The sequence below is a fragment of the Lentibacillus daqui genome (genome assembly GCF_027186265.1).
GTDB classification, from domain to species: domain Bacteria; phylum Bacillota; class Bacilli; order Bacillales; family Amphibacillaceae; genus Lentibacillus_C; species Lentibacillus_C daqui.
This window is the reverse complement of record NZ_CP114176.1, coordinates 1,359,602-1,384,825: the sequence shown is the minus strand read 5'-3', so window position 1 is coordinate 1,384,825 and position 25,224 is coordinate 1,359,602. Positions and strand designations below refer to the sequence as shown.

Here is a 25,224-nt window from a genome sequence, read left to right as displayed (position 1 = left end):
ATTCTCCTTTTTATTGTACACGTTCCATAAACATGTGATATATTTCATTGGTATTTTTCGCCTGATGCAACTGATCGATGAATTCCTGATGAATTAAAAGCTTGGATACCTCAGACAAATACTTCAAATGATCATTGCTTTTTCCTTTCGGTATGAACATGGCAATGACGACATTGGTAGGCTTCCCGTCAAGTGCATGCCAGTCTACACTTTCATTAAGTTTTAATATAACAATACTGGCTTTGTGAATACTATCCAGTTCTGTATGCGGAATTGCTATACCTTGTTCCATGCCTGTTGAACCTAGCTTTTCCCTTTCCATAAACCCTTTTATAACTGCATCCTTATCATTACCAATTCCATCCGATATAGCGATATCAGCCAATTTTTCAAAAACTGCCTTTTGGCTTGCTGCATGCACATCACAATAAATATGGTTCGCATCAAGTACGGAAGCCAGGTTTCCGGATTCTTCCTTCGTAGTTGGCTTTGTCTCGTCAACCACATTTACTGGCTTTTCAGCAACGTTACTTTTTGCAGCTGCTCTTTTTTGATCCGCGGCCATTAAGAATCCGCTGACAAACGAACCAATGATGATTGCCAATACCCAAAGTATAGCATGGGTAACAATCGGCAAAACAATGAATCCGCCGTGTGGTGCAGGAACCTGAACCTTAAATAAATACGTTAATATTGCCGCAATGGAAGAACCCAACATAAGCATTGGAATGACCTTAATTGGTTTCTTTGCCGCAAACGGAATGGCTCCTTCTGTAATATGGGTAGAACCCAGCAGGAAATTCACATATCCAGCACTGCGCTCATTCGTTGAATAAGCCTTACCCCCAAACAACACAGCAAACCCAGTTGCAAGCGGAGGGGCAATACAAGCTGCCGATACACCTGCCATGAAGAAATAATCTCCCTGAGCCAGCAATGCGGTACCGGTAACATATGCCGCTTTATTGACAGGACCGCCCATATCAAATGCACTCATACAGCCGACAATTAATCCCAACAGAATTGGATTGGAGTCTTGTACGCTCGTTAAAAACGACATCATGCCTTGATTGATGGATTCCATCGGTGCGGAAAGGAACCACATGGCAAATCCGGCAATAAAGATTCCCAAAACAGGAAAGAGGAAAATTGCTTTTAGGCCATCCAATTGCTTTGGCATACCTTTTAACAGGTGTGCCAAACCAAGCATGATATAACCAGCCAGAAAACCGCCAACAATTCCACCTAAGAATCCGGTGCCATTTACATACGCAATCATACCAACAATGAATCCGATAATTATCCCCGGCCTTTTGGCAATGGATTCAGCGATATACGCACATAACACGGGTACCATCAGATTCATAGCAATACCGCCAATTGTATTTAAATAATACGCGAACTGATTATACTCTGCGCTGTCAGGATCAGCAGAATTAATACCAAACATGAAAGAAATAGCCGTCATGACACCACCAGCAACCACAAGTGGCAGCATGTGAGATACACCATTCATTAGAGAAACATAAATGTTGTGCCAAATTGAATTTTTTTGGCTCTCTTGGCTTGTTAGCTGCGTCTCTACGGATTGGTTTTCTTTATACCGGGAAACATTGCCTGATAACATTTGATCTATGAGTTTATCGGGCTCTTTTATTCCCTTGCTGACAGAAACATTGATGACAGGTTTACCAATAAAGCGATCGGCATTCACATCTTTATCAGCAGCAATAATCACACCATCCGCTGCCTTGATTTCTTCATTGGTTAAAGCGTTTTTGACGCCTTCCTGACCATGCGTCTCCACTTTAATGGTGATGCCTTTTCGTTTCGCAGCTTCTTCTAAGGCCTCTTGTGCCATATACGTATGCGCAATTCCTGTGGGACATCCAGTAGCCGCAATAATTTTATATGTCTTCATCTAGACTACCACCTTTCTTAATTGAATTTGTTCTTTTAACTGTGGTACATCCTTTAAATCACTCAATCCTGCCGAAAAAGCTGTTGACGAGCCGGCAGCCGTTGCACTGACTAATGCCGTTTCCAAATTATTCGTTTGTAACATCTTTCCTGCAAACACACCGAGCATCGTATCTCCAGCACAAGCCGTATTTACCACTTTTCCTTTTGGAGCTGTCGTGAATAAAATATTTTCCTTATCCACATATAACGCCCCCTTCTCACCACGTGATACCAATACCCTCTCTGCTCCTAGATCCAGCATTTTTTTTGCACCAGCAACTAACCCTTCGTCTGTTTTGAATGCTGGAACACCTAATAGTTGTGCCAATTCCTCATCGTTTGGTTTAATAAGAAACGGCTGATAGTCCAAACAATCTATTAAACGATCTGAACTAATATCTAGGATTAGTTGAAAGCTCTGCTTTCTAGATAATTTGGCAATCTCTACAAAAATTTCATCTTTTATTCCTTTTGGTAAACTTCCTGAAACAAACAGCATATCCTCTTCTGTTAACATTTGCAGATTTTGAAGAAGTTTTTCTTGTGCCGTTTGACTGATTTCCGGCCCCTTATTAACTGCTTTATATTCTTTATCACCTGATCGGATAAAGGTATTAATTCTTGTTATTCCATCCACTTTGATAAAGTCAACACCGATCGACTTTTTGCGTAATTCCGACTCGATAAAGTCTCCAGTGAATCCTCCTAAAAATCCTGTAGCTGTGCTATCAATACCTATTTTCTTTAATATAAATGATATATTGATAGCTTTTCCATTCGCTTGATAATCTTCCTGGGTACTGCGATTGACGACAAATGGGGCGAAATGTTCAAATTCCGTAAACAAATCAATGGCAGGATTCATTGTACAAGTATATATCATGGGTTATTCCCTCTTTCTTTTGTTACTTAGCAATTCACTTTGTATTCTAATTATGGCACAATAGATGACGAAAATGTTTACAAAACAGGGCGTTTTCAATGTAAAACTTTACTTATTGGAGCTGGTCTAAGTGTCAGAGACATTTTTAAACAGGGTTAAAAACGAGCATGAATCTTTAAGTGAAACTGAACGCTATTTAATTGATTATATGAAACAGCATATAAATGCAATCCCGCAAATTTCCATCGTCAAACTAAGCGAACAGGCGAATGTATCCACTGCTACCATTGTTAGGACCATGCAGAAGCTTGGATATAGTGGTTTTACTGCATTTAAAATTCATTTAAAGGATGAGTTTGATGCCAGTCCCGCATTTTCCGCGGTGGAGAAAATCGATAAAGAAATAAAAGAGGCTATTTTAAAAAATGAACAGGAAGTCATCAAAACGATCGAACTGCTCGACAGCGGGACGATTGAAGATGCACTGCAAAAGATTATTCATTCAAATAAAATTACAATCTTTGCACGAGGGTTTTCAGAACTAATAGCAAAGGAAATGATGGTTAAATTTCAATTGTTGGGGAAAAGTTGTGAGTTGCATGATGACCCAAATATTATCCGAACCATTAGTAAAAAAATTGATAAGAGAAACATCGTTATTTTTGTTTCTTTAAATGGAAAAACAGAAGAACTTGTTGAAGCAGCTTCCAATTGTCAAAAAAATGCTGTAAGTACCATTCTCTTGACCGCAAATCAAAACAGTCCTTTATATGAATTATGTGAAATCTCATTGGTAGGTTTTAAATCGAAAAAATCTTATTTTCCGGATTATGAAGTACGCTCACGCCTGCCGATACAGGTAATAGCCCGCATCATCCTGGATGCTTACGCTATTCGTATGTAAAAAATCAGGACAACAGAATTTTGTCCGTTTACTGCCCTTTCATCATTTTTAGATTCCTTTGTTGTTTCTCCATTATCAAAATGATGCTCACCCACCTCTCTATACTGGCGGATGAGCATCATTACTTCTTTAGTTTTTTCCTACCTCGTTGGTCAAACGAATAAATTCTTCGGCATCTTTTGCCATTAATTGAATCCCCGCAGCCCAAAACTCCTGTTTGGTTAAATCAACGCCCAAATGTTTTTCAGCAAGGTCTTCTACTTTCATCGAACCGGTATCCCTCAGTAAGGCGATATATTTATCCTCAAAGCCTTCAGGGTTTTTCAGGTATTCCGCATAGATCCCTAAGCTGAACAAATAGCCGAATGTATACGGGAAATTGTAGAACGGCACATCATCGATAAAGAAGTGCAATTTGCTGCACCAGAAATGCGGATGATAACCGGACAAACTGTCACAATATGCTTCCTTTTGTGCTTCAATCATTAATTCATTCAACCGTTTTTCCGAGACAATGCCTTTCGAACGCTCCTCGTAAAAAGCATTTTCAAATAAGAACCGTGCATGAATATTTAAAAACATCGCCGTTGCATTTTCCAGTTTCGCACTTAATAGTTGAATTTTTTCCGCTTCTGATTTTGCATTTGCTACGGTTGCATTACCAATAATTGTTTCGGCAAACGTACTTGCTGTTTCCGCCACATTCATAGCATATTCTTGATTTAAATCGGGCAAATCGTTCATGACATGACTATGAAATGCATGACCCAATTCATGAGCCAAGGTACTGGTATCATTTGGTGATCCGGTAAAGGTCATAAATATCCGGGATTCTTTAAATTCCGGAAGTTCTGTACAATATCCGCCCGGGCGTTTATTTGGGCGATCCTCTGCTTCCACCCAGCGATTTCTGAGTGCATGTTTGGCAAAATCTGATAGTTTTGGACCAAAGGAAGCAAAATGATTAATCACAAAGTCGCATGCCTCATCATATGTAAAACGAGTTGGTTTGACATTACCTAATGCAACTGGGGCATCGACATCCTGCCAGCCCAACTTTTCCATCCCAAACAGGTTTGCCTTTTGGTTTAAAAAGTCAATAAAAGGTTGTTTATGGTTGGCAACTGCTGACCACATTGCATCGAGCGTTTTTTTGGTCATACGATTATATTCCAATGGTTCTTCCAAATAACCCTCCCGTTTATGGGCCTTTTGCAGTGTCAGCCGGTAGCCAACTAAATGATTGATGTTATCAGCAAAAATGGGTGCATATTTTGCCCATGCCGTCTCCCAATTTTCAAAAAGCTGTTTCCTAACTTCGGGATCTGGGTCAGTATACATCAGGTTCATGGCTTGTCCAACAGATAATTCAGTAGTTTTTCCCTCTTTATCTGTAAATGGAATAGTCATAATGGAAACGATGGTGTCATATAGATGGCTCCAAGCGGTCAAACCATCTTTGTTTAAATCGGAAATCAGCTTTTCTTCTTCCTCCGATAAGAGACGTTTCCCCTGATCACGTCTTTCATTTAATGCAAAGGAAATTTCTTTTAATGTTTCATCTGCTAAAAGATTTTGCCAATCATCATCTGAAATAGCCACAAGTTTTTTCGTAAAGGTGTTGGACAGCTTTTGCATCTCGCTGTACAGATCCATTACTTGCCCCATCACCACATTGGCATGTTCGTCGTCCATGAATGCGTCATGCCACATTTGAACGAAGGTAGCAGACTGACCGAGACCCTTACCAATTGTTTCTTGTTTTTGCAAAATCGCCTTGAATGTTTTGACTGATGGATCTGTAGCAAAATCCCAATCATTCAACAATTTTTGGTATGCATCGATTTCTTCTTTGATTGTTTTCAATTTTGTTTGTAATTCTTTGGATTTCGTACCCCCGGGAAAAATGCTATCTAAATCCCACGTATCTTCATATTTCATTTCTTTCTTCACTCTCCTTTTCCTCTATTTTAAACGTTTTGAATATAATTAGAAACTTCTATGATTTTTCAGATTGGATTATTCATTGGTCTTTGCCAATTCATAAATGGCCTGTGCATAAATCGCAGTTGCCTTTAATAAATCATCTACAATGGCATATTCATCTTTTTGATGCATGACATCTTCACGTCCGGGAAATAAAGCTCCAAATGCAACTCCATGGTCAAGCGCCCGCGCATAAGTTCCTCCACCGATAGCAAGCAGTTCGGCTTTTTCTCCGGTTTGTTCCTCATATACTTTTTTTAGTGTTTGGATAAGTGGATCGTTTTTTTCCACATAAGCCGGCTTGGAATCGGTGAAATTCTCTAATTGAAGCCCGCTATTTTGTAATGTGTCTTGTATTTTTTGCTTTCCTTTTTCAATGTCAAATGTAACTGGATAACGCATGTTTAATCCAATACGGCCACCTGTTTCCTTGCTGTAGTCCATGATTCCCACGTTGATGGTTAGCTCACCAGAGACATCATCCTGATAAGAAACGCCAAACATCTCTCCACGGGAATGATTAAAAAATTGCGCAACAGTGTCAACAAATTTCTTTCCTTGTACATCCAGTTCCATTGCTTGCAGAAATTGTGCCATAAAAATACCAGCGTTTTTGCCATTTCGCGGTTCCGCACCATGAGCACTTACGCCAACCAATGTCAAAACGACTTGATCATTATTTGTGGTGGCATTACCATCTACTCCTGATTTGGAGAGAAATTCCTGATATTTTTGTTCTAAATTTATTGCATCTGATCCGTCTTGCATTTTTAAATGAACCTCCGCAAAATCAGGTACCATATTATATCTTCGTCCCGACTGAAACGACAATAATTCACATGTAGCATCGGATGGTTCAGTCGAGGCTGACTGTACCATGTCATAATCAGAGATACCCTTCTCCGCATAAATGATTGGGAAATCTGCATCTGGCACAAACCCCATGCTCGGCATTTCTTCCTTTTCAAAATAATGATTAACACCACGCCAGTCGCTTTCTTCATCTGTTCCAATAATCAAACGAACTCTTTTACCAAGAGGAATCCCAAGCTCTTTTACAATTTTCATGCCATAATAAGCAGCAATGGTCGGTCCTTTATCATCGCTGGACCCACGGGCATAAATCTTTCCATCCTTTATCACGGCACCATATGGATCAACACTCCAGCCATCCCCTTCAGGTACAACATCTACATGACCCAAGATACCGAGCATTTCATCTCCATCTCCCATTTCCAGATGCCCTGCCAAGTTTCCTACATTTTTAGAAGTAAAACCATCTTTCTCCCCAATGTCCAACATGTATTGCAAAGCATCTTTAACGCCTTGACCAAGTGGTGCATCTGGTGTAGTATCCTCTTCGTCCAAGACACTTTTTATTTGCAAAAGTCCTTGTAGATCCTTGATGAAATCCTCTTTTCGTTTTAACACTTCATCCATCCAATTGATATTAGCCATATTGTATCTTCACTCCTATGTTTCAATTTTATGCCTATGTATCCATCATACTCCTTTATTTTACCCATTTGAACTATCGTAATGACTTAGAAAATATTTCAATGTTAACCAACAGACTGATTTTCCTCAAACTTTGTAATTTGAAATGTTATTAGCAGGAACAATGTTTAGTTTTCTTGGTTAAATGAAAGCTTATCTCAATTAAACGATAAATCTTTTCTGTTGGATCGAAACGATTTAAAACAAGTGTGATCCAATGTTCTTTATTCATATGATATCCGGGTGGAATTCCTTGTCGTTTCCTTAGACTACCAAAAATAATTAAATTATACATTCTTCACCTTATGACAGTAAACTATTGGATTTAGCCAGTTTCTCTACTCTATAAAATGCCTGAAGCTATTTTAAAAGTAATTTTTGGTGGTTCACATTAAGGTTCCTGCATTTCTTCCGCCGGTTTATCTTCTTCCACTGGGCGTGCTCGATAAACGACAAATGACAATAACACTGTAACTATCGCAAAGATAAAGATAATAAAATAGACATGTTCTACCGCAACAACCACCGCCTCCGTCAAGGAAGCCTCTGACGTGGGAACTGCTACACCTTCCAGGTAACTTGCTTGTTTAGAATTCAAAAGACTGATAAATACCGAGACACCGATTGCACCACTTAACGGCTGTAATGTCGACATTACTGCTGTACCGTGCGGATATAAACGCTTAGGAAGCTGGTTCAATCCATTTGTTTCAGCAGGCATCATCGTTGCGGATATACTAAGCATAATCAGCATAAATCCTACGATAATGACCCACGGTGGTGTATCTGCTGTTAGTCGGCTAAACATAAACATTGTTCCTGTCAGAACGATGGTTGCTGGAATCATCATCACACGGGGCCCAACTTTATCAAATAAAGCACCCATAAACGGACTCATAATCCCATTTAAAATACTGCCCGGCAAAAGCAACATTCCCACTACTGCGGGCGCCAAGGCCATCGGACCCTGCATGAATACTGGTAAGATCAGTTCGGAAGCAAACATTGTCATTACAATAATAATGAACATAATAACCGCATGTGAAAACATCGGTAATTTGAATACTCGTAAATCCATTAGGGGTCCGTTAATTTTAAATTGTCTGATTGCAAACAGAATAATAGCTATTCCTCCAATAATAATGGAAAGTAATACTGTCGGGGATGAAAAGCCAGCTTCATTTTCCCCGACAGAACTGAATCCATATATCGTTGCTCCAAAGCCAACAGTTGATAAAAGAATAGAAATCCAATCAATTTTAGGCTTTGTAACTTCAGAGACATTGATTAAATATTTAAAAGCAAACAAGATTGAAAAAAGCGTAAAAGGGATGACGGAGATAAATAAAAATCTCCAACCTAAATAGTCGACAATTACACCTGAAAGCGTTGGACCAATTGCCGGAGCAAATATAATTACTAACCCGACAATCCCCATAATCTTCCCTCTTTTATGCGGAGGATATATCAATAAGAATACATTGTATATGACCGGCATTAATAGTCCAGTGCCAATAGCTTGAATCAAACGTCCAACGAGCAGAATAGAAAATGTAGGTGCGATTGATGCGATTGCTGTACCAATTGTAAATACTGTCATCGTTCCAATGAAGAGCTGTCTTGTCGTAAGCCATTGCATTAGAAGCGGCGATATTGGAATGACAATCGCCGTAACCAACAAAAATCCAGTAGCAACCCACTGCACAGTCGGTAATGTAATATCAAACGCATGCATTAATGTTGTCAAGGCAATGTTTAGAAGCGTTTCATTCAACAATGCAAAAAAAGCACCAATAATTAACGCTGCCATAATTGGCAACGTTTTGACATTCGGATTTTCAGATAAAAATTCATACTTTGTTTCTGTTGAGTTTGTCATGGTTTTCCCTCGTTTTTTTATTTGACATAATTTAAATTGAAGAGAATGCTCATGAAAAGCTATTCTATTTCTTCTTGCTTCATATAATATTCCATCGCTTGATTAAGCCAGTTTTGTTCATCTTTTGTGAAAGGAAAAGGTGTTATAAGTTCTTGAATATCTAATTCTTCTATATTAGTATCAGCCAGTTTTTGCATCAATTCCTCTCCAAAGAATAAAAAAGATGCTTTTAAATAGATCTTAACCATCTCTTGTACTTTTGGGTCCTCTACTGGTTTACCATATAATTGTTTTACTTCTTTAGACAATTGAATAAACGTTTTATCTAAAGAGATTTTATCCTCTTCCGATTTCTTTGATAACTCTTCCACGACATCCGTTAACATATGACGATCCATCCATTCTTCATGTATATGTTCAGCACGCATACCATGAATAAGGCTAAATAATAAGGTACTATCCACTTTTCCTTCTTCATCGACTAACTTAATTACTCTTTTAATTGATTGTATGGATTACTCGATTTGTTCTTTTTCTTTTTCTAAAGTTTGCAAATGAAGGGACAAACTTTCATTCAAATCAGCGGTAAAACTTGATTCATGTAATAAATTAGCGATTCTATCCAGACTATACCCTAGGAATTTAAGACTTAAAATTTTTTGTAAGGTTATAATATCTTGATAATTGTAAATACGGTGCCCTGAAGAAGGTTTCTTTTCTGGTCGTAATAAACCAATTTCATCATAGTAATGCAAAGTAGGAATAGGTATTCCTGTCCTTTCTGAAAATTCTCCAATGGAAAACTTGTTTTTCTTATTCACCAAAATTCCTCCTATTAAAGTATGTATTCATTATAAAACCTCAAGCAACTGGAGGTTCAAGAGGAAAATTTGAAAAATAATATAGTATGTGTAATCAATACCATTTTGCACTATCCCCGTTAATTCAAGAGTCCCCGACTTTTTGATGGCATGGAACAAGTTTTACACCGCTTGATTTTAGTCTTACAGCGAAAAATCTTTGAAACGCAAGTATTAGAAAAAGTAATACAAAAAAGAAAGAAACCCGAAATCAAATGGAGCAAAACGAATGAAATATCGACAAAATTACAAGTTTATAAATGATAACCTAAGGATGTACACAAGTTCCCTTCATGCTTAAAAGAGCTGTCAAACATGACTTTCATGCAAGATATGTGCTGTGGACAGCTGGTTCCCAACCAAAGATTCCCTATTCACTGTCAGAGGCATCAAGAACGGGGCAACGCACGTTATTTGTGCTGTTCGCTACCACAGCAAATACAGCTATAATAATGAAGAACTCAACGCAAAGGAGATTTTCAAAGTTCTTAAAAAGGAGAAAAAGCTGCCGCAAAATGAACGTACGCTATTTTGAAGCTGTTGTTTATTATTCAGATATTGAAGAAAGAGTCGAGGTTTACTTTGTCGTTATCCCTATCACAAAAGCACTGGGAGCTCTATCTTTCCACAGATGAACCCCTGTCCCTTTTAAAAATGCTGGAAATCTACGCTGTCCGCTGTTCAATCGAGGTTTTCTTTAAGGAAAACAAGCAAATTGCTTCGCTAAAGAAAATGCCAATCCCAGGATTTCGATGCCCAAATAGCACATATTACAACAACGTATATTTTATATGCTTTTTTATCGTACTTCCGCAGAATAAATGATTATGAGACGTTGGGCGGTCTCTTTAAGGACATGAGAAATGAAATGGAAGAAAAAAACATAGCCGAACTTTTATGGGAAATGTTCGATGAGCTATTGGACGTTGTCATCGTGGCAATTTCTGAATCTGGCCTCATTGATATTCAATTTTTTAAAAATCCCCGGAATACAAATATCTGGAGGATCTATTTGAGGTGTCATTTTTGGGAAATCAATTGTTGGAAGAAGATCATGCAGCCTGAATGCGCTAAATGGAATGACTGAAAAATACTATAAGAACAGGGGAAGTTCGTTTTTTTAACTTGAAATTCCCCCAAACTTTGGGGTTCCAAAACAGTTTAATCTAAATTATTTAAAATTAATTACTTTTTAGCAGGATTCTCGCATTTTATGTCGAACTTTGTTATGTAGAAAAATAAGGAGGATCGCTAAAATGTATACCATCGATGAAGCATCCAGCATACTTGGTGTTCATCCCACTACATTAAGAAGGTGGGAGAAAGAGGGGAGATAACATCCTCTCGAACCACCGGTGGCCATAGAAGATATGCTGTAGAAGACCTTAGTGCTATCAAGCATGATCTGAAACCACTTCAAGACAAAATTGTTATTGGGTATTGCCGTGTATCATCATCGGACCAAAAGGAAGATTTAAAAAGGCAGGTCCATACCGTTTCGCAGTATTGTTCGGCAAATGGATATCAGTTTCGTATTATAAAAGATCTGGGAAGTGGTTTGAATGACGATAAGAAGGGGCTAAAGGAATTAATCCGGCTGGCGCAAAGCAATCAGGTGGAGAAAGTTGTCGTCAACTACAAGGATAGGTTACTACGTTTTGGGTATGAATTGTTGGAACAAATATGTGCCTTCCATCATGTGAAAATTGAAATCGTCAACCATACAGAGGATAAAACATATGAGCAGGAGTTAGTCGAGGATATGCTTTCCATTATTACTGTCTTCAGCAGCCGCTTGTATGGAAGCAGAAGTCACAAGCGAAAGAAACTGCAACAAGCGGTGAAACAGGTCATTGAGGACAACGGCCATGCTTACGTATAATAAAAAGGTACGATTGGTGGTTACAAAGGAAAACAAGCAGTTACTCGATTCTCAATCCAGAATGTGCAACTGGCTGTACAATCAATTGCTTGATGCGGTGGAGGAAGATTATCGCAATGGAAAAAAGAAAAAACTGCTTTCCGGTAGAAACCTGAGGAATGAAGTACCGAAAATAAAAGGGGAAAACCCATTTTTGTTTAAAGTCCATTCCTCCCCATTGAAAAATACGGCATTACGGTTAAAAGATGCCTATGAACGATTTTTTGATCCAAAATTAATGAATGAGAAACCAAAATATCGTTCATGGAAAAAGAAGTGGTTTTCGCTATATTACGATGAACCAAAAAAAGGCTTTAAATTATTGGACGCCAATCTGCTTTCCTTAAGTTTTGGCAAATTAACAGATGAAGAACATAAGGAATTAAAGAAAAAAGATAAAAAGGCTAAGAAGACCATCAAAATCAAAGTTGGACTTGTGGAAGCGGTAGAACTAAGCGAAACGGAGAGAGTCAAAACCCTTCGCATCACAAAGGATCTGGATTCGTATTATGCCATTTTTACAATAGAAGATGCCAAGGAAATCACCAAGGTGGAGGAACAATCGTTTATTGTATTTGATCCCAACCATAAGAATTTGGCAATAGGATTAGGCAGTGATGGAAAATCATATGAATTGAAATCAATGAATGCACTGTTGAAGTATTGGGATAAACGAATCGATGAAATCAAATCAAAACGGGACAAATGTGAAAAGTTTAATAAGCTGGTATGCACCCCAAATGTTACGTATTTTGAGCCAAGCAAACGTTGGAAAAGACTCAATCATGCTTTGGAAGGGGCGCAATTAAAACGTCGAGAACAAATGAAGACGCTGTTATTTAGCTATGCGCATTATTTTTCCAAGCGTTACGATGCCATTTACATTGGTGACTATACTCCGACTCCCGATGTGGCAAAGTACGGGACGATGAGAAGGGCCATGTTAAATCAAACACCAGTTGGACAGTTTCGCCGTATATTAAACTGGGTGCAAGCGAAAAGTGGCAAGCATTATCAAAAGATTGATGAACGGGATACAACCAAAACCTGTTGTGTCTGTGGTCATCAGGAGAAAAAGGATCCATCTATTCGCAGCTTTACATGTGTAAACTGCGGTACAACGCTTTCGAGAGATATCAACAGTGCAGTTAATATCGGAAAGAAAGCCAAAAAGCGATTGCCTCGCGCAGGCTACATAGGTGTGGAATCCCCTATGTATACAGTGTGGTGGGATTTTAAACAGGCAAAGATTGCTTGTGGTTTGACCCCATCTGCTGGCCTCAGGAAGTAAATCCGGGGTTGAAATAAACATTCTTCTTGGTAACAGAGAAGAGGTCTTTGATTAATTTTAGGCTTAATTTCGGTTAGGTTTAAATAGACAAAGGAGTGCGGCGCGAAACTTAAGTTACCAATTAGCATTTAACGGATTTCAGCAAATATAAAAAACCACCAAGATATAAAACTTGGTGGTTTTTTATATTGCCTAGCGGCGTCCTACTCTTGCAGGGGCAAAGCCCCAACTACCATCGGCGCTGGAGAGCTTAACTGCTGTGTTCGGCATGGGAACAGGTGTGACCTCTCCGCTATGGCTACCAGACCTTTAGATATGATCACCTTGTTTATCTTCTCTTTACAGAAGTGTTAAAAACAAGGACAAGATATATTATATGCATTTCTGATAAAAAATGCAAATGTTTTTATATCCTGAAAACTAAATAAGAGAAGATGGTATCAACGAATCAAACAATATAGATAAGTCCTCGATCGATTAGTATCCGTCAGCTCCACGTGTCACCACGCTTCCACCTCGGACCTATCAACCTCATCGTCTCTGAGGGATCTTACTCACTCGAAGTGATGGGAAGTCTTATCTTGAGGGAGGCTTCATGCTTAGATGCTTTCAGCACTTATCCTTGCCACACGTAGCTACCCAGCTATGCTCCTGGCGGAACAACTGGTACACCAGCGGTGTGTCCATCCCGGTCCTCTCGTACTAAGGACAGCTCCTCTCAGACTTCCAACGCCCACGACGGATAGGGACCGAACTGTCTCACGACGTTCTGAACCCAGCTCGCGTACCGCTTTAATGGGCGAACAGCCCAACCCTTGGGACCGACTACAGCCCCAGGATGCGATGAGCCGACATCGAGGTGCCAAACCTCCCCGTCGATGTGAACTCTTGGGGGAGATAAGCCTGTTATCCCCGGGGTAGCTTTTATCCGTTGAGCGATGGCCCTTCCATGCGGAACCACCGGATCACTAAGCCCGACTTTCGTCCCTGCTCGACTTGTAGGTCTCGCAGTCAAGCTCCCTTGTGCCTTTACACTCTGCGAATGATTTCCAACCATTCTGAGGGAACCTTTGGGCGCCTCCGTTACCTTTTAGGAGGCGACCGCCCCAGTCAAACTGCCCGCCTGACACTGTCTCCGAACCGGATCACGGTTCTGGGTTAGAATGTCCGTACAACCAGGGTGGTATCCCACGGGTGCCTCCACCGAAGCTGGCGCTCCGGTTTCGATGGCTCCCACCTATCCTGTACAAGCTGTACCAACATGCAATATCAGGCTACAGTAAAGCTCCACGGGGTCTTTCCGTCCTGTCGCGGGTAATGCGCATCTTCACGCATCGTATAATTTCACCGGGTCTCTCGTTGAGACAGTGCCCAAGTCGTTGCACCTTTCGTGCGGGTCGGAACTTACCCGACAAGGAATTTCGCTACCTTAGGACCGTTATAGTTACGGCCGCCGTTTACTGGGGCTTCGGTTCAACGCTTCGCTCCTGTGAGCTAACGTTTCCCCTTAACCTTCCAGCACCGGGCAGGTGTCAGCCCCTATACTTCGCCTTTCGGCTTCGCAGAGACCTGTGTTTTTGCTAAACAGTCGCTTGGGCCTATTCACTGCGGCTTCTCATGCAAGAAGCACCCCTTCTCCCGAAGTTACGGGGTCATTTTGCCGAGTTCCTTAACGAGAGTTCTCCCGATCACCTTAGGATTCTCTCCTCGCCTACCTGTGTCGGTTTGCGGTACGGGCACCTGTGACCTCGCTAGAGGTTTTTCTTGGCAGTGTGAAATCGGGAACTTCGTGACCATTTTCACTCCCCATCACAGCTTGCGATTGCTGGACGGATTTGCCTATCCAACTCGCTTACTGCTTGGGCGCACACATCCATCGGTGCGCTTTCCCTATCCTTCTGCGTCTCCCCATTGCTCAAACGGTCATGAGGTGGTACAGGAATATCTGCCTGTTGTCCATCGCCTACGCCTGTCGGCCTCGGCTTAGGTCCCGACTAACCCTGAGAGGACGAGCCTTCCTCAGGAAACCTTAGGCATTCGGTGAAAGAGATTCTCACTCTTTTTCGCTACTCATACCGGCATTCTCACTTCAAAGCGCTCCACCAGTCCTCACGGTCTGACTTCACAGCACTTCGAACGCTCTCCTACCATTGTTCTTTCAGAACAATCCGCAGCTTCGGTGATACGTTTAGCCCCGGTACATTTTCGGCGCAGCGTCACTCGACCAGTGAGCTATTACGCACTCTTTAAATGATGGCTGCTTCTAAGCCAACATCCTGGTTGTCTAAGCAACGCCACATCCTTTTCCACTTAACGTATACTTTGGGACCTTAGCTGGCGGTCTGGGCTGTTTCCCTTTCGACTATGAACCTTATCACCCATAGTCTGACTCCCAAGAACAAGTAGCTGGCATTCGGAGTTTGACTGAATTCGGTAACCCGGTGAGGGCCCCTCGTCCAATCAGTGCTCTACCTCCAGTACTTCCTTTTCTTGAGGCTAGCCCTAAAGCTATTTCGGAGAGAACCAGCTATCTCCGTGTTCGATTGGCATTTCACCCCTACCCACACCTCATCCCCGCATTTTTCAACATACGTGGGTTCGGGCCTCCAGTCAGTGTTACCTGACCTTCACCCTGGACATGGGTAGATCACACGGTTTCGGGTCTACGACCGTATACTACAAACGCCCTGTTCAGACTCGCTTTCGCTACGGCTCCGTGTCTTCCACTTAACCTTGCATACGATCGTAACTCGCCGGTCCATTCTACAAAAGGTACGCCGTCACCCATTAACGGGCTTCGACTACTTGTAAGCACACGGTTTCAGGTTCTCTTTCACTCCCCTCCCGGGGTGCTTTTCACCTTTCCCTCACGGTACTGGTTCACTATCGGTCACTAGGGAGTATTTAGCCTTGGGAGATGGTCCTCCCGGATTCCGACGGAATTCCACGTGTTCCGCCGTACTCAGGATCCACTCCGGAGGAAATTCTCTTTCGATTACAGGGCTCTTACCCGCTATGGCTGATCGTTCCAGATCGATTCATCTAAAGAATTTCTTGGTAACTCCATTGGAGTGTCCTACAACCCCAACAGGCAAGCCTGTTGGTTTGGGCTGTTTCCGTTTCGCTCGCCGCTACTTGGGAAATCGCGTTTGCTTTCTCTTCCTCCGGGTACTGAGATGTTTCAGTTCCCCGGGTCTGCCTCACCTACCCTATGTATTCAGATAGGTGTACTGCTCCATTACGAGCAGCGGGTTCCCCCATTCGGAAATCCCCGGATCAGTCTACTTACGACTCCCCGAGGCATATCGGTGTTAGTCCCGTCCTTCATCGGCTCCTAGTGCCAAGGCATCCACCGTGCGCTCTTTTTCACTTAACTATATTTAAGAACTTTAAAAGTTGATGTCGTTGTTTGTCTTGCTCTTATTTAGTTTTCAAGGTACAAATAGAGAGATTTACTCTCTCAAAACTGAACCAAACAACCGAGTATGTCTTAGGAATAAACTTCCCGTTCCGTAATATAATCCTTAGAAAGGAGGTGATCCAGCCGCACCTTCCGATACGGCTACCTTGTTACGACTTCACCCCAATCATTGGCCCCACCTTCGGCGGCTGGCTCCAAAAGGTTACCTCACCGACTTCGGGTGTTGCCAACTCTCGTGGTGTGACGGGCGGTGTGTACAAGGCCCGGGAACGTATTCACCGCGGCATGCTGATCCGCGATTACTAGCGATTCCGGCTTCATGCAGGCGAGTTGCAGCCTGCAATCCGAACTGAGAATGGTTTTATGGGATTAGCTAATGCGTCGCCGCTTCGCTGCCCTTTGTTCCATCCATTGTAGCACGTGTGTAGCCCAGGTCATAAGGGGCATGATGATTTGACGTCATCCCCACCTTCCTCCGGTTTGTCACCGGCAGTCACCTTAGAGTGCCCAACTTAATGCTGGCAACTAAGATTAAGGGTTGCGCTCGTTGCGGGACTTAACCCAACATCTCACGACACGAGCTGACGACAACCATGCACCACCTGTCACTCTGTCCCCGAAGGGAACACGGTATCTCTACCGCCATCAGAGGATGTCAAGACCTGGTAAGGTTCTTCGCGTTGCTTCGAATTAAACCACATGCTCCACCGCTTGTGCGGGCCCCCGTCAATTCTTTTGAGTTTCAGCCTTGCGGCCGTACTCCCCAGGCGGAGTGCTTAATGCGTTAACTTCAGCACTAAGGGGCGGAAACCCCCTAACACCTAGCACTCATCGTTTACGGCGTGGACTACCAGGGTATCTAATCCTGTTCGCTACCCACGCTTTCGCGCCTCAGCGTCAGTTACAGACCAGAGAGTCGCCTTCGCCACTGGTGTTCCTCCACATCTCTACGCATTTCACCGCTACACGTGGAATTCCACTCTCCTCTTCTGCACTCAAGTCCTCCAGTTTCCAATGACCGCTTGCGGTTAAGCCGCAAGATTTCACATCAGACTTAAAAGACCGCCTGCGCGCGCTTTACGCCCAATAATTCCGGACAACGCTTGCCCCCTACGTATTACCGCGGCTGCTGGCACGTAGTTAGCCGGGGCTTTCTGGCGAGGTACCGTCAAGGTACTGCCCTGTTCGAACAATACTTGTTCTTCCCTCACAACAGAGTTTTACGATCCGAAGACCTTCATCACTCACGCGGCGTTGCTCCGTCAGACTTTCGTCCATTGCGGAAGATTCCCTACTGCTGCCTCCCGTAGGAGTCTGGGCCGTGTCTCAGTCCCAGTGTGGCCGATCACCCTCTCAGGTCGGCTACGCATCGTCGCCTTGGTGAGCCTTTACCCCACCAACTAGCTAATGCGCCGCGGGCCCATCTGTAAGTGATAGCCAAAGCCATCTTTCAACTTCCTCCCATGCAGGAAAAAGTATTATCCGGTATTAGCTCACGTTTCCGCGAGTTATCCCGATCTTACAGGCAGGTTGCCCACGTGTTACTCACCCGTCCGCCGCTCGTTCCACAAGTGTCACCTCAGATGAGGATCTACTTGCTTCCCGCGCTCGACTTGCATGTATTAGGCACGCCGCCAGCGTTCGTCCTGAGCCAAGATCAAACTCTCCAAAAAGTTTGTGATAAAATTAACACTAATTAATTTTATCTAAATTCTTAGCTGCAAAAATTGATTCCAGGGTCTGCGTTTTCCATCAAATCAATTGATCTAACTTCTAACCTCAACCTCTGACATCTGTTACATACTGGTTGTTTTGTTCAGTTTTCAAAGAGCAAATTTCTTTCACTGCCTCTCTCGACAGTAAAAGTATTTTATCATTTATAACGATTATTGTCAACAACAAAAACCATCATTTTTTTATTTAGCTGTGTCTCTTTCAACAGCAAAATCTATAATACTCTCCCACCATAAAAAAGTCAACACCCATTTCCCATCTTTAAGAAAAACCGGGCAAACCCCGCCCGGTCCTTTTGTATCCACCATAGTTAGAGAAAATCCGATAATTTATATTCCTGTCCATGTATGCCCTTATAATACTCCGGATACATGTCTCCCCCACATTGTTCACAACTAAATCTGGGTGGAGTTGTTGGATCTCCTCCATCCATCAAATCAAATTCCTGTACGACATCATAAGGAATCTTCTCCTCCTCATGACACACCAAACAATGATAATTGACAAACGTCTTCTTGGGGCGCAGATGGTCGGTTCCCTTTTTCCTCTTTTTGCTTTTCTTGCCCGTTGCCTTCGAGATGATGAATCACCCTTTCTAGATAGCTTTTTGCTTCTTTCGTTAATGCTATTTTTATTTCTAATCGTCCTCCCTCAAGACAGACTTCACCCATGTACTCATAATAGTTGTTGCAATGTGGGCAAATCATTGGATCTTTTTGTCCACTTGAAATAATACGCTCTCTCCATGTTTGGCGGCGTAATGTCTTTTTCACCTTCAGTATCCATCGTTTTGTTCCTTGTTGCCATGTAGCCAACAGCTTTTTACTTAACTTCTTGCTCCTTCTTGAGTACATGCCATAATGACGAATCGTTTTAAATTGTTCATCCGGAATATGACGTATTAAACGGATGATAAACTCTTCTACTGTAACTACTTCATGTTTTTCTTTCCCATCTGTCTTGTCCACATACTTAAAAGTTACAGTTTGACCATCATATGCCTCGATCCGATTGGTTCCAATCGCTGGTCGACGAATATAGCGGCCAATATAGCGAAGCTGCTCTTTTATCTTTCCTCTTTGTTTTGGGGCATACACATAGAAGCCTTCCCCATTTGCGGAAAAAGCCTTTTGTAATCTTGGCTGTATCCTTTTCTTTTCTTGCTTCGTCAAGTTTTTTCGGATGAGCTTCAACACTACCGTCTGCCATTGCTTTCGAAGCATCTTGAATGGTATAAAATCGTATCCTTTCCATTCCCCTTTTTTCGTGATTCCCCCATCGTTACCATCATATGTACATGGGGATTGAAATTCACTTTGGAACCAAACGTATGCAATCCAACTATAATCCCCGGTATCACCTTGGCTTTCTTCTGAAAATAGTCAGTAAGTAATTTGGCTGCTTCATCCATAAGTGGCTTTAAAAGCTCACGATGTAAAAGGAATATATCCCGTAGCCCTTCATCAATTGTGAGTATCACATGTCGGTGATTCACTTGTAATACGTCCTCAGACAATAGACGACTCCATTCTTCGCTTTCTCCAACAGAACAGGTTGTACAAAAACGTCCCTTACATCGGAAGGGAATACGCTTTACATCATGGCAGCCCTCGCAAACAAAAAGTTTGAATCCTTTTTTCATATCTCCACAGTCACGAAATTTCTCTACCTCCTTTATGACAATAGGACGGATTCTCTTTCCGTATTTCCTTTTGAATGATTCCCAATGTTGATTTTCGTCAAAGAAGATTTCTTTTAATATGTTTTTCCCCATACATAAAAAATACCACAGTAACACTCACTGCGGTAGACCCAAATTTTATACTTTCCTATCTTTTTATAAAAAATATACATCCTTTCAAAAAAAATATTCCATCCATAAAACATAAACATATTATCAGTCAGTTTCTGAAAGCCTTTATACTTCTCCACACAACGATAGCACGCTAATTTCCAGTCCAACACACTAATTTGCCCCGAATCCTACACAAAAAAATCACAACCTTACCCAAATATGCCCTTGAACGATCTGCATAAGATAACAACCTGTATCGCACACTAAACATAGTTCAACCACTTACGATAAGGAATGGAGATATATCATGAAAGGATTTTTCCAGCTTCTGATCCTGTTAACATTAACTCTGACGTTTGCAATACCTCTTTCGGCAGCAAGCGAGCCAGACAACCAAAAGACAATAGAAATTGCCACTTATCATGAAGATGTAACAGGTGATGGTCAGAAAGAGGAAATAAAACTCAAAGGAATTCGTTTTGGCCAAGATAGTAATTACTTCCACAATGTTTGGGCAGACATAAAAGGACCGCAAACAAAGCAGTGGAAAATCGTATACGAGGGCGGTTATAATCCTAGCCTTCAATTTAAGGATTTAAATCATGATGGAGTTAACGATGTGCTGTATCAAAATACAGAGAATGAAACAAAAGCATTACATCATTATCAGTTCAATACGTTAAAAGATGAAAAGCTTGAAAAAATAGAGGTTCCTGAATCTTACACTATCACAGGGGAGTTCAAACAAAACTTTAAAGCATCATTACTGCTAGACCCAAGCAAGGATCCCATTATCATTGATATAAAGGATCATGCAGCAACACATATACAACAGGGAATATACGACAAAAGTGGAAAGTTGTTACGCCAAAAACAATTAACTGTTGATCCGATTACTTATTTTGAACCAACATTTATTAGTAAAAGTAAAGGGTTTGGATTAAAGAGTTACCAACAAGTTAACGGATATAATCACCAGGACAAATTGGGATCCATTCGCGCACTTTGGTATTATGAGGATGGAAAGTGGATTAAATTGAAACAAGAATTTAAATCAAGCAGCGAACCAAAATAAAAAGTCAGCGGAATTTACGCTGGCTTTTTTCTATCCTTTCGTCAACCCGCTTCATTTTACAACATGCACTATCTCCTCTATATTAAACCTTGTAAATCATTGAACCAAAGAAGGATTGAGTATGAGCAAATTTATTATTATTGGTGCAGGGATTCTTGGTGCGACAACCGCATATCAACTTGCCAGAGCAAATGTCGAGGTAATAGTTATTGATCGAAATGATGATGGTCAGGCAACGGATGCAGCAGCAGGGATTGTTTGTCCTTGGCTATCCCAACGCCGTAACAAAGTCTGGTACCGATTAGCAAAAGGCGGTGCCCGTTTTTATCCGGAATTAATCAATCTGCTGGCGGAAGATGGGGAGACGAATACAGGTTATGATAAGGTTGGGGCAATCTCGATCCATCATGATGAGGATAAACTAGCTGCTATGGAAAAAAGAGCTATTAAGCGACGAGAGGATGCACCGGAGATCGGTGAAATTCGCATGTTGGATGCTGAACAGACACATGCATTGTTTCCCCTTCTAGCAGATGGATACCGCTCTGTTCATGTAAGCGGTGCTGCCCGTGTTAATGGCCGTCAATTGCGAAATGCTTTATTGAATGGTGCTATAAAACATGGTGCAATCATACGTCATGGTGATGCGCAATTAATTCATGAAGGGAAGCATGTTACCGGCGTTATGGTAAATCGCAAAACTATTTATGCTGGCACGGTTATTGCAGCAAATGGCGTTTGGATGAGTGAGCTGCTTGAACCATTGGGTGTTAAATTTGCAGTCACTTCACAGAAAGCACAAATTATGCATTTTCAAGTTCCCGATTTCACTACGGCTGGCCGTCCTGTTGTGATGCCACCAAATGACCAATATTTGGTACCGCTTGATAACAATCGCATTATCGCTGGTGCGACCCATGAAAACGAGGCTGGCTTCGACTACCGGATAACGGCGGGTGGAATCAATGAAATCTTAACAAAAGCACTTGATGTTTCCCCAGGTTTGACGAATGCAACCGTATTGGAAACAAGGATTGGCTTTCGTCCGTTCACACCTGGATTTTTGCCTGTGATTGGCCCATTACCTGGTTACCAAGGAATAATTCTGGCAAATGGCTTGGGAGCTTCCGGACTTACCATGGGTCCGTTCATCGGTACAGAGCTGGCCAAAATGGCACTTGGCAAGACACTTTTAATTGACACCGATGATTATCCCGTATCTGGTGCCATTAAATAAGAACAAATAAAAAGGATCCCCGCAGAATGAGCGGAGATCCTTTTTTGTGCGTTTTAATTAGCCACGATATTCACCAGTTTACCAGGTACAACGATAACTTTGCGAATGGTTTTTCCTTCTAGCCATTCCCGAACTTTTTCATCTTCGAGTGCTTGTTTTTCCAGTTCTTCCTTGGAAATGTCTTTGGCAACATTGATCTTTGATCGAACTTTTCCCATCACTTGTACCGCTACTTCAATTTCATCTTCTACCAGTTTTGCTTCATCAAAAGCCGGCCATGCTTCATAACTGATCGTGTCCGTGTGACCCAATTTATTCCACAATTCCTCGGCAATATGTGGTGCCACTGGAGAAAGCAATTTTACGAAGCCTTCCACATATTCTTTTGGTAGCTCATTAACCTTGTAGCCTTCGTTAACAAACACCATCATTTGTGAAATTCCCGTATTAAAATGCAGCTGTTCAAAATCCTCGGTCACTTTTTTCACCGTTTCATGATACACCTTATCCATTGATGTATCATTAGTTGATACGACAATACGTTCAGACAAATTTCCGTCATCATTTACGATTAAACGCCAAACCCGGTCAAGAAATCTACGCGCACCATCTAATCCATTGGTTGACCAGGCAACTGCTGCATCAAGCGGCCCCATGAACATCTCATACAATCTTAGTGTGTCCGCTCCGTGGGAAGTAATAATATCATCAGGATTAACCACATTCCCCTTCGATTTACTCATCTTTTCATTGCCTTCCCCAAGAATCATCCCTTGGTTAAACAGTTTCAAAAATGGCTCTTTGGTTGGTACCACGCCAATATCGTATAAAAATTTGTGCCAGAACCGGGCATACAACAGGTGTAATACTGCATGTTCCGCTCCGCCGATATAAACATTAACCGGCATCCATTCTGCCAATGCTTTTGGATCGGCAAGTTGTTGTGTGTTATTCGGGTCAACAAAGCGAAGGAAATACCAGCAACTTCCTGCCCACTGCGGCATCGTATTTGTCTCTCGGCGTCCTTTCATTCCGGTTTTGGGATCAGTAACATTAACCCATTCCTCACTATTTGCAAGCGGTGATTCACCAGTTCCGGACGGTTTTATTTCAGTCATTTCCGGCAATTCCAGCGGCAGATCCGCTTCAGGTACCGTACTCATGGTACCATCTTCCCAATGAATGATCGGAATCGGCTCACCCCAGTAGCGTTGTCGGGAAAATAGCCAGTCACGTAGACGATAGGTCACTTTTTTCGTTCCTAAGCCATTTTCCTCAAGCCAAGCAATCATTTTTGTAATGGCTGTTTCTTTGTCCAGTCCATTCAAAAAGTCAGAGTTTACGTGTTCCCCATCACCGGTGTACGCCTCTTTTGTTACATCTCCACCAGCAACAACCTCGACAATTGGCAATTCAAATTTCGAAGCAAATTCATAGTCACGTTCATCATGTGCCGGCACCGCCATGATTGCCCCCGTTCCGTAAGACATCAGCACATAATCCGCAATCCAAATCGGCATTTTTTGGTTATTTACTGGATTAATGACATAGGCACCGGTAAATACACCTGTTTTATCCTTGGCCAAATCCGTTCGTTCCAAATCTGATTTACTTTGCACATCATCTAAATATTTGCTAACCGCAGCCTGCTGTTCATCAGTGACGATTTTTTTCACTAATGGATGTTCTGGTGCAAGTACGGCATATGTTGCACCGAACAAAGTATCCGGACGGGTCGTAAATACAGTGATTGTTTCATCGTGCCCATCTACTGCAAATGTTACTTCTGCGCCTTCTGATCGGCCAATCCAATTACGCTGCATATCCTTTATGCTTTCTGACCAATCCAATTCTTCCAAATCATCCAGCAGCCGGTCAGCATATGCGGTGATTTTCAGCATCCATTGTTTCATTGGTTTGCGAATGACCGGATGTCCGCCGCGTTCACTCTTTCCATCAATTACTTCTTCATTGGCCAATACAGTGCCAAGCGCCGGACACCAATTCACCGCAACCTCATCCATATAGGCCAAGCCTTTTTCATACAGTTTTGTAAAAATCCATTGGGTCCATTTGTAGTAATTCGGATCGGTTGTATTGATTTCCCGATCCCAATCATAGGAAAAACCCAATTCCTTAATTTGCCGGCGAAATGTGTTGATATTGTGTTCTGTAAATTTGGCCGGACTATTTCCTGTATCAAGTGCATACTGTTCTGCCGGTAACCCAAATGCATCCCAGCCCATTGGGTGCAGAACTTCTTTTCCTTGCATTCGTTTCATACGGGAAAGAATATCTGTTGCGGTATAACCTTCCGGGTGTCCAACATGCAGACCGGCTCCCGATGGATAAGGAAACATATCCAATATGTATACCTTGTCTTTATCCGAAAAAGTGTCTGTTTTAAACGTTTTATGTTCTTGCCAATATGTTTGCCATTTCTTTTCAATTTCCCGATGATTAAAACTCATCTTTACTCCTCCTTCACTCTTGGGCTCAGACCCCCATAAAAAAAGCTGCCCATCCCATGTAAAGGGACGAGAAGCTTCTCCCGCGGTGCCACCCAAATTAACGCTACATTTTAAGCGTTCACTTTATATCCTTAACGCAGATGATACGACAGAACCTACTTGCTTCAATCCTGTAACTTAAAGGTGAGTTCACATAACATTCAGCAACAGTTTGCACCAACCACTGTTTCTCTAAACCCGAAATATTCTGTTACTATTCCTTCGCATTGTCGTTTTCCTATTCTAACGGCCGACCGAACACTGCAGTC

10 protein-coding genes, 3 rRNA genes, 7 pseudogenes and 1 other annotated feature are annotated in these 25,224 nt (G+C 41.9%); of the genes and pseudogenes, 6 read left to right on the top strand and 14 right to left on the bottom strand.

Annotated features, from left to right (window positions below; all coding sequences use genetic code 11):
- Positions 1-10: 10 nt before the first annotated feature.
- The 3 genes and pseudogenes from O2S85_RS18905 to pfkB all read right to left on the bottom strand — a co-directional run.
- Positions 11-439: pseudogene (locus tag O2S85_RS18905) on the bottom strand (PTS sugar transporter subunit IIA); the annotation flags it as partial.
- Between the two features lie 105 nt (positions 440-544).
- Positions 545-1,921 (bottom strand): annotated as a pseudogene (locus tag O2S85_RS06965) (PTS fructose transporter subunit IIC); the annotation flags it as partial.
- A complete protein-coding gene (gene pfkB / locus O2S85_RS06960) occupies positions 1,922-2,845 on the bottom strand; it encodes a 1-phosphofructokinase (protein WP_269411948.1) in 924 nt (307 codons plus the stop codon). It lies immediately after the preceding pseudogene.
- A gap of 130 nt (positions 2,846-2,975) precedes the next feature.
- Here pfkB and O2S85_RS06955 point away from each other — a divergent pair, with 130 nt between their 5' ends.
- Positions 2,976-3,749, top strand: coding sequence for a MurR/RpiR family transcriptional regulator (locus tag O2S85_RS06955; RefSeq protein ID WP_269411947.1), 774 nt, complete (start codon positions 2,976-2,978; stop codon positions 3,747-3,749).
- Positions 3,750-3,878: 129 nt separating this feature from the next.
- Here O2S85_RS06955 and O2S85_RS06950 read toward each other — a convergent pair whose 3' ends face one another.
- From O2S85_RS06950 to O2S85_RS06930, 5 genes and pseudogenes are all read right to left on the bottom strand, one after another.
- Positions 3,879-5,690 (bottom strand): M3 family oligoendopeptidase, encoded by a 1,812-nt coding sequence (locus tag O2S85_RS06950; protein WP_269412503.1) that lies wholly within the window; start codon positions 5,688-5,690, stop codon positions 3,879-3,881.
- A gap of 78 nt (positions 5,691-5,768) precedes the next feature.
- Complete coding sequence (pepV, locus tag O2S85_RS06945; protein ID WP_269411946.1) at positions 5,769-7,193, bottom strand: dipeptidase PepV; 1,425 nt, start codon at positions 7,191-7,193, stop codon at positions 5,769-5,771.
- A gap of 151 nt (positions 7,194-7,344) precedes the next feature.
- A pseudogene (locus O2S85_RS06940) lies at positions 7,345-7,512 on the bottom strand (MmcQ/YjbR family DNA-binding protein); the annotation flags it as partial.
- Positions 7,513-7,623: 111 nt separating this feature from the next.
- Positions 7,624-9,111 carry an MDR family MFS transporter gene (locus O2S85_RS06935; RefSeq protein WP_269411945.1) on the bottom strand — a complete coding sequence of 496 codons (1,488 nt, stop codon included), beginning with the start codon at positions 9,109-9,111 and terminating at the stop codon, positions 7,624-7,626.
- 59 nt (positions 9,112-9,170) lie between these two features.
- A pseudogene (locus O2S85_RS06930) lies at positions 9,171-9,932 on the bottom strand (MerR family transcriptional regulator).
- A 152-nt stretch (positions 9,933-10,084) separates the two neighbouring features.
- Between O2S85_RS06930 and O2S85_RS18900 the strand changes: the two are divergent.
- The 3 genes and pseudogenes from O2S85_RS18900 to O2S85_RS06915 all read left to right on the top strand — a co-directional run.
- Positions 10,085-11,036 (top strand): annotated as a pseudogene (locus tag O2S85_RS18900) (transposase); the annotation flags it as partial.
- A gap of 191 nt (positions 11,037-11,227) precedes the next feature.
- A pseudogene (locus O2S85_RS06920) lies at positions 11,228-11,853 on the top strand (IS607 family transposase).
- Entirely contained in the window at positions 11,840-13,183 is a 1,344-nt protein-coding gene (locus O2S85_RS06915) for an RNA-guided endonuclease InsQ/TnpB family protein (protein ID WP_269411943.1), read from the top strand. Before O2S85_RS06920 ends, O2S85_RS06915 begins: the two are co-directional and overlap by 14 nt.
- 190 nt (positions 13,184-13,373) lie before the next feature.
- Here O2S85_RS06915 and rrf read toward each other — a convergent pair.
- From rrf to O2S85_RS06890, 5 genes and pseudogenes are all read right to left on the bottom strand, one after another.
- Positions 13,374-13,489, bottom strand: a 5S ribosomal RNA gene (gene rrf / locus O2S85_RS06910).
- A 151-nt stretch (positions 13,490-13,640) separates the two neighbouring features.
- Positions 13,641-16,559, bottom strand: a 23S ribosomal RNA gene (locus tag O2S85_RS06905).
- Between the two features lie 152 nt (positions 16,560-16,711).
- Positions 16,712-18,277, bottom strand: a 16S ribosomal RNA gene (locus O2S85_RS06900).
- The 16S, 23S and 5S rRNA genes sit together here, the layout of an rRNA operon.
- A 243-nt stretch (positions 18,278-18,520) precedes the next feature.
- Positions 18,521-18,646, bottom strand: a complete 126-nt coding sequence (locus O2S85_RS06895; protein ID WP_269411942.1) for a hypothetical protein — start codon at positions 18,644-18,646, stop codon at positions 18,521-18,523.
- Positions 18,647-18,814: 168 nt separating this feature from the next.
- Positions 18,815-20,112, bottom strand: a pseudogene (locus tag O2S85_RS06890) (IS91 family transposase).
- A gap of 328 nt (positions 20,113-20,440) precedes the next feature.
- Here O2S85_RS06890 and O2S85_RS06885 point away from each other — a divergent pair.
- Both O2S85_RS06885 and O2S85_RS06880 read left to right on the top strand, forming a co-directional pair.
- Positions 20,441-21,208, top strand: coding sequence for a YybI family spore inner coat protein (locus O2S85_RS06885; RefSeq protein ID WP_269411941.1), 768 nt, complete (start codon positions 20,441-20,443; stop codon positions 21,206-21,208).
- A 121-nt stretch (positions 21,209-21,329) separates the two neighbouring features.
- Positions 21,330-22,445: an NAD(P)/FAD-dependent oxidoreductase gene (locus tag O2S85_RS06880; protein WP_269411940.1), complete on the top strand. Its 1,116-nt coding sequence runs from the start codon at positions 21,330-21,332 to the stop codon at positions 22,443-22,445.
- Positions 22,446-22,498: 53 nt separating this feature from the next.
- Here O2S85_RS06880 and leuS read toward each other — a convergent pair whose 3' ends face one another.
- Positions 22,499-24,916 carry a leucine--tRNA ligase gene (leuS, locus tag O2S85_RS06875; RefSeq protein WP_269411939.1) on the bottom strand — a complete coding sequence of 806 codons (2,418 nt, stop codon included), beginning with the start codon at positions 24,914-24,916 and terminating at the stop codon, positions 22,499-22,501.
- Between the two features lie 59 nt (positions 24,917-24,975).
- Positions 24,976-25,192 (bottom strand) — a binding site (T-box leader).
- Positions 25,193-25,224: the final 32 nt, after the last annotated feature.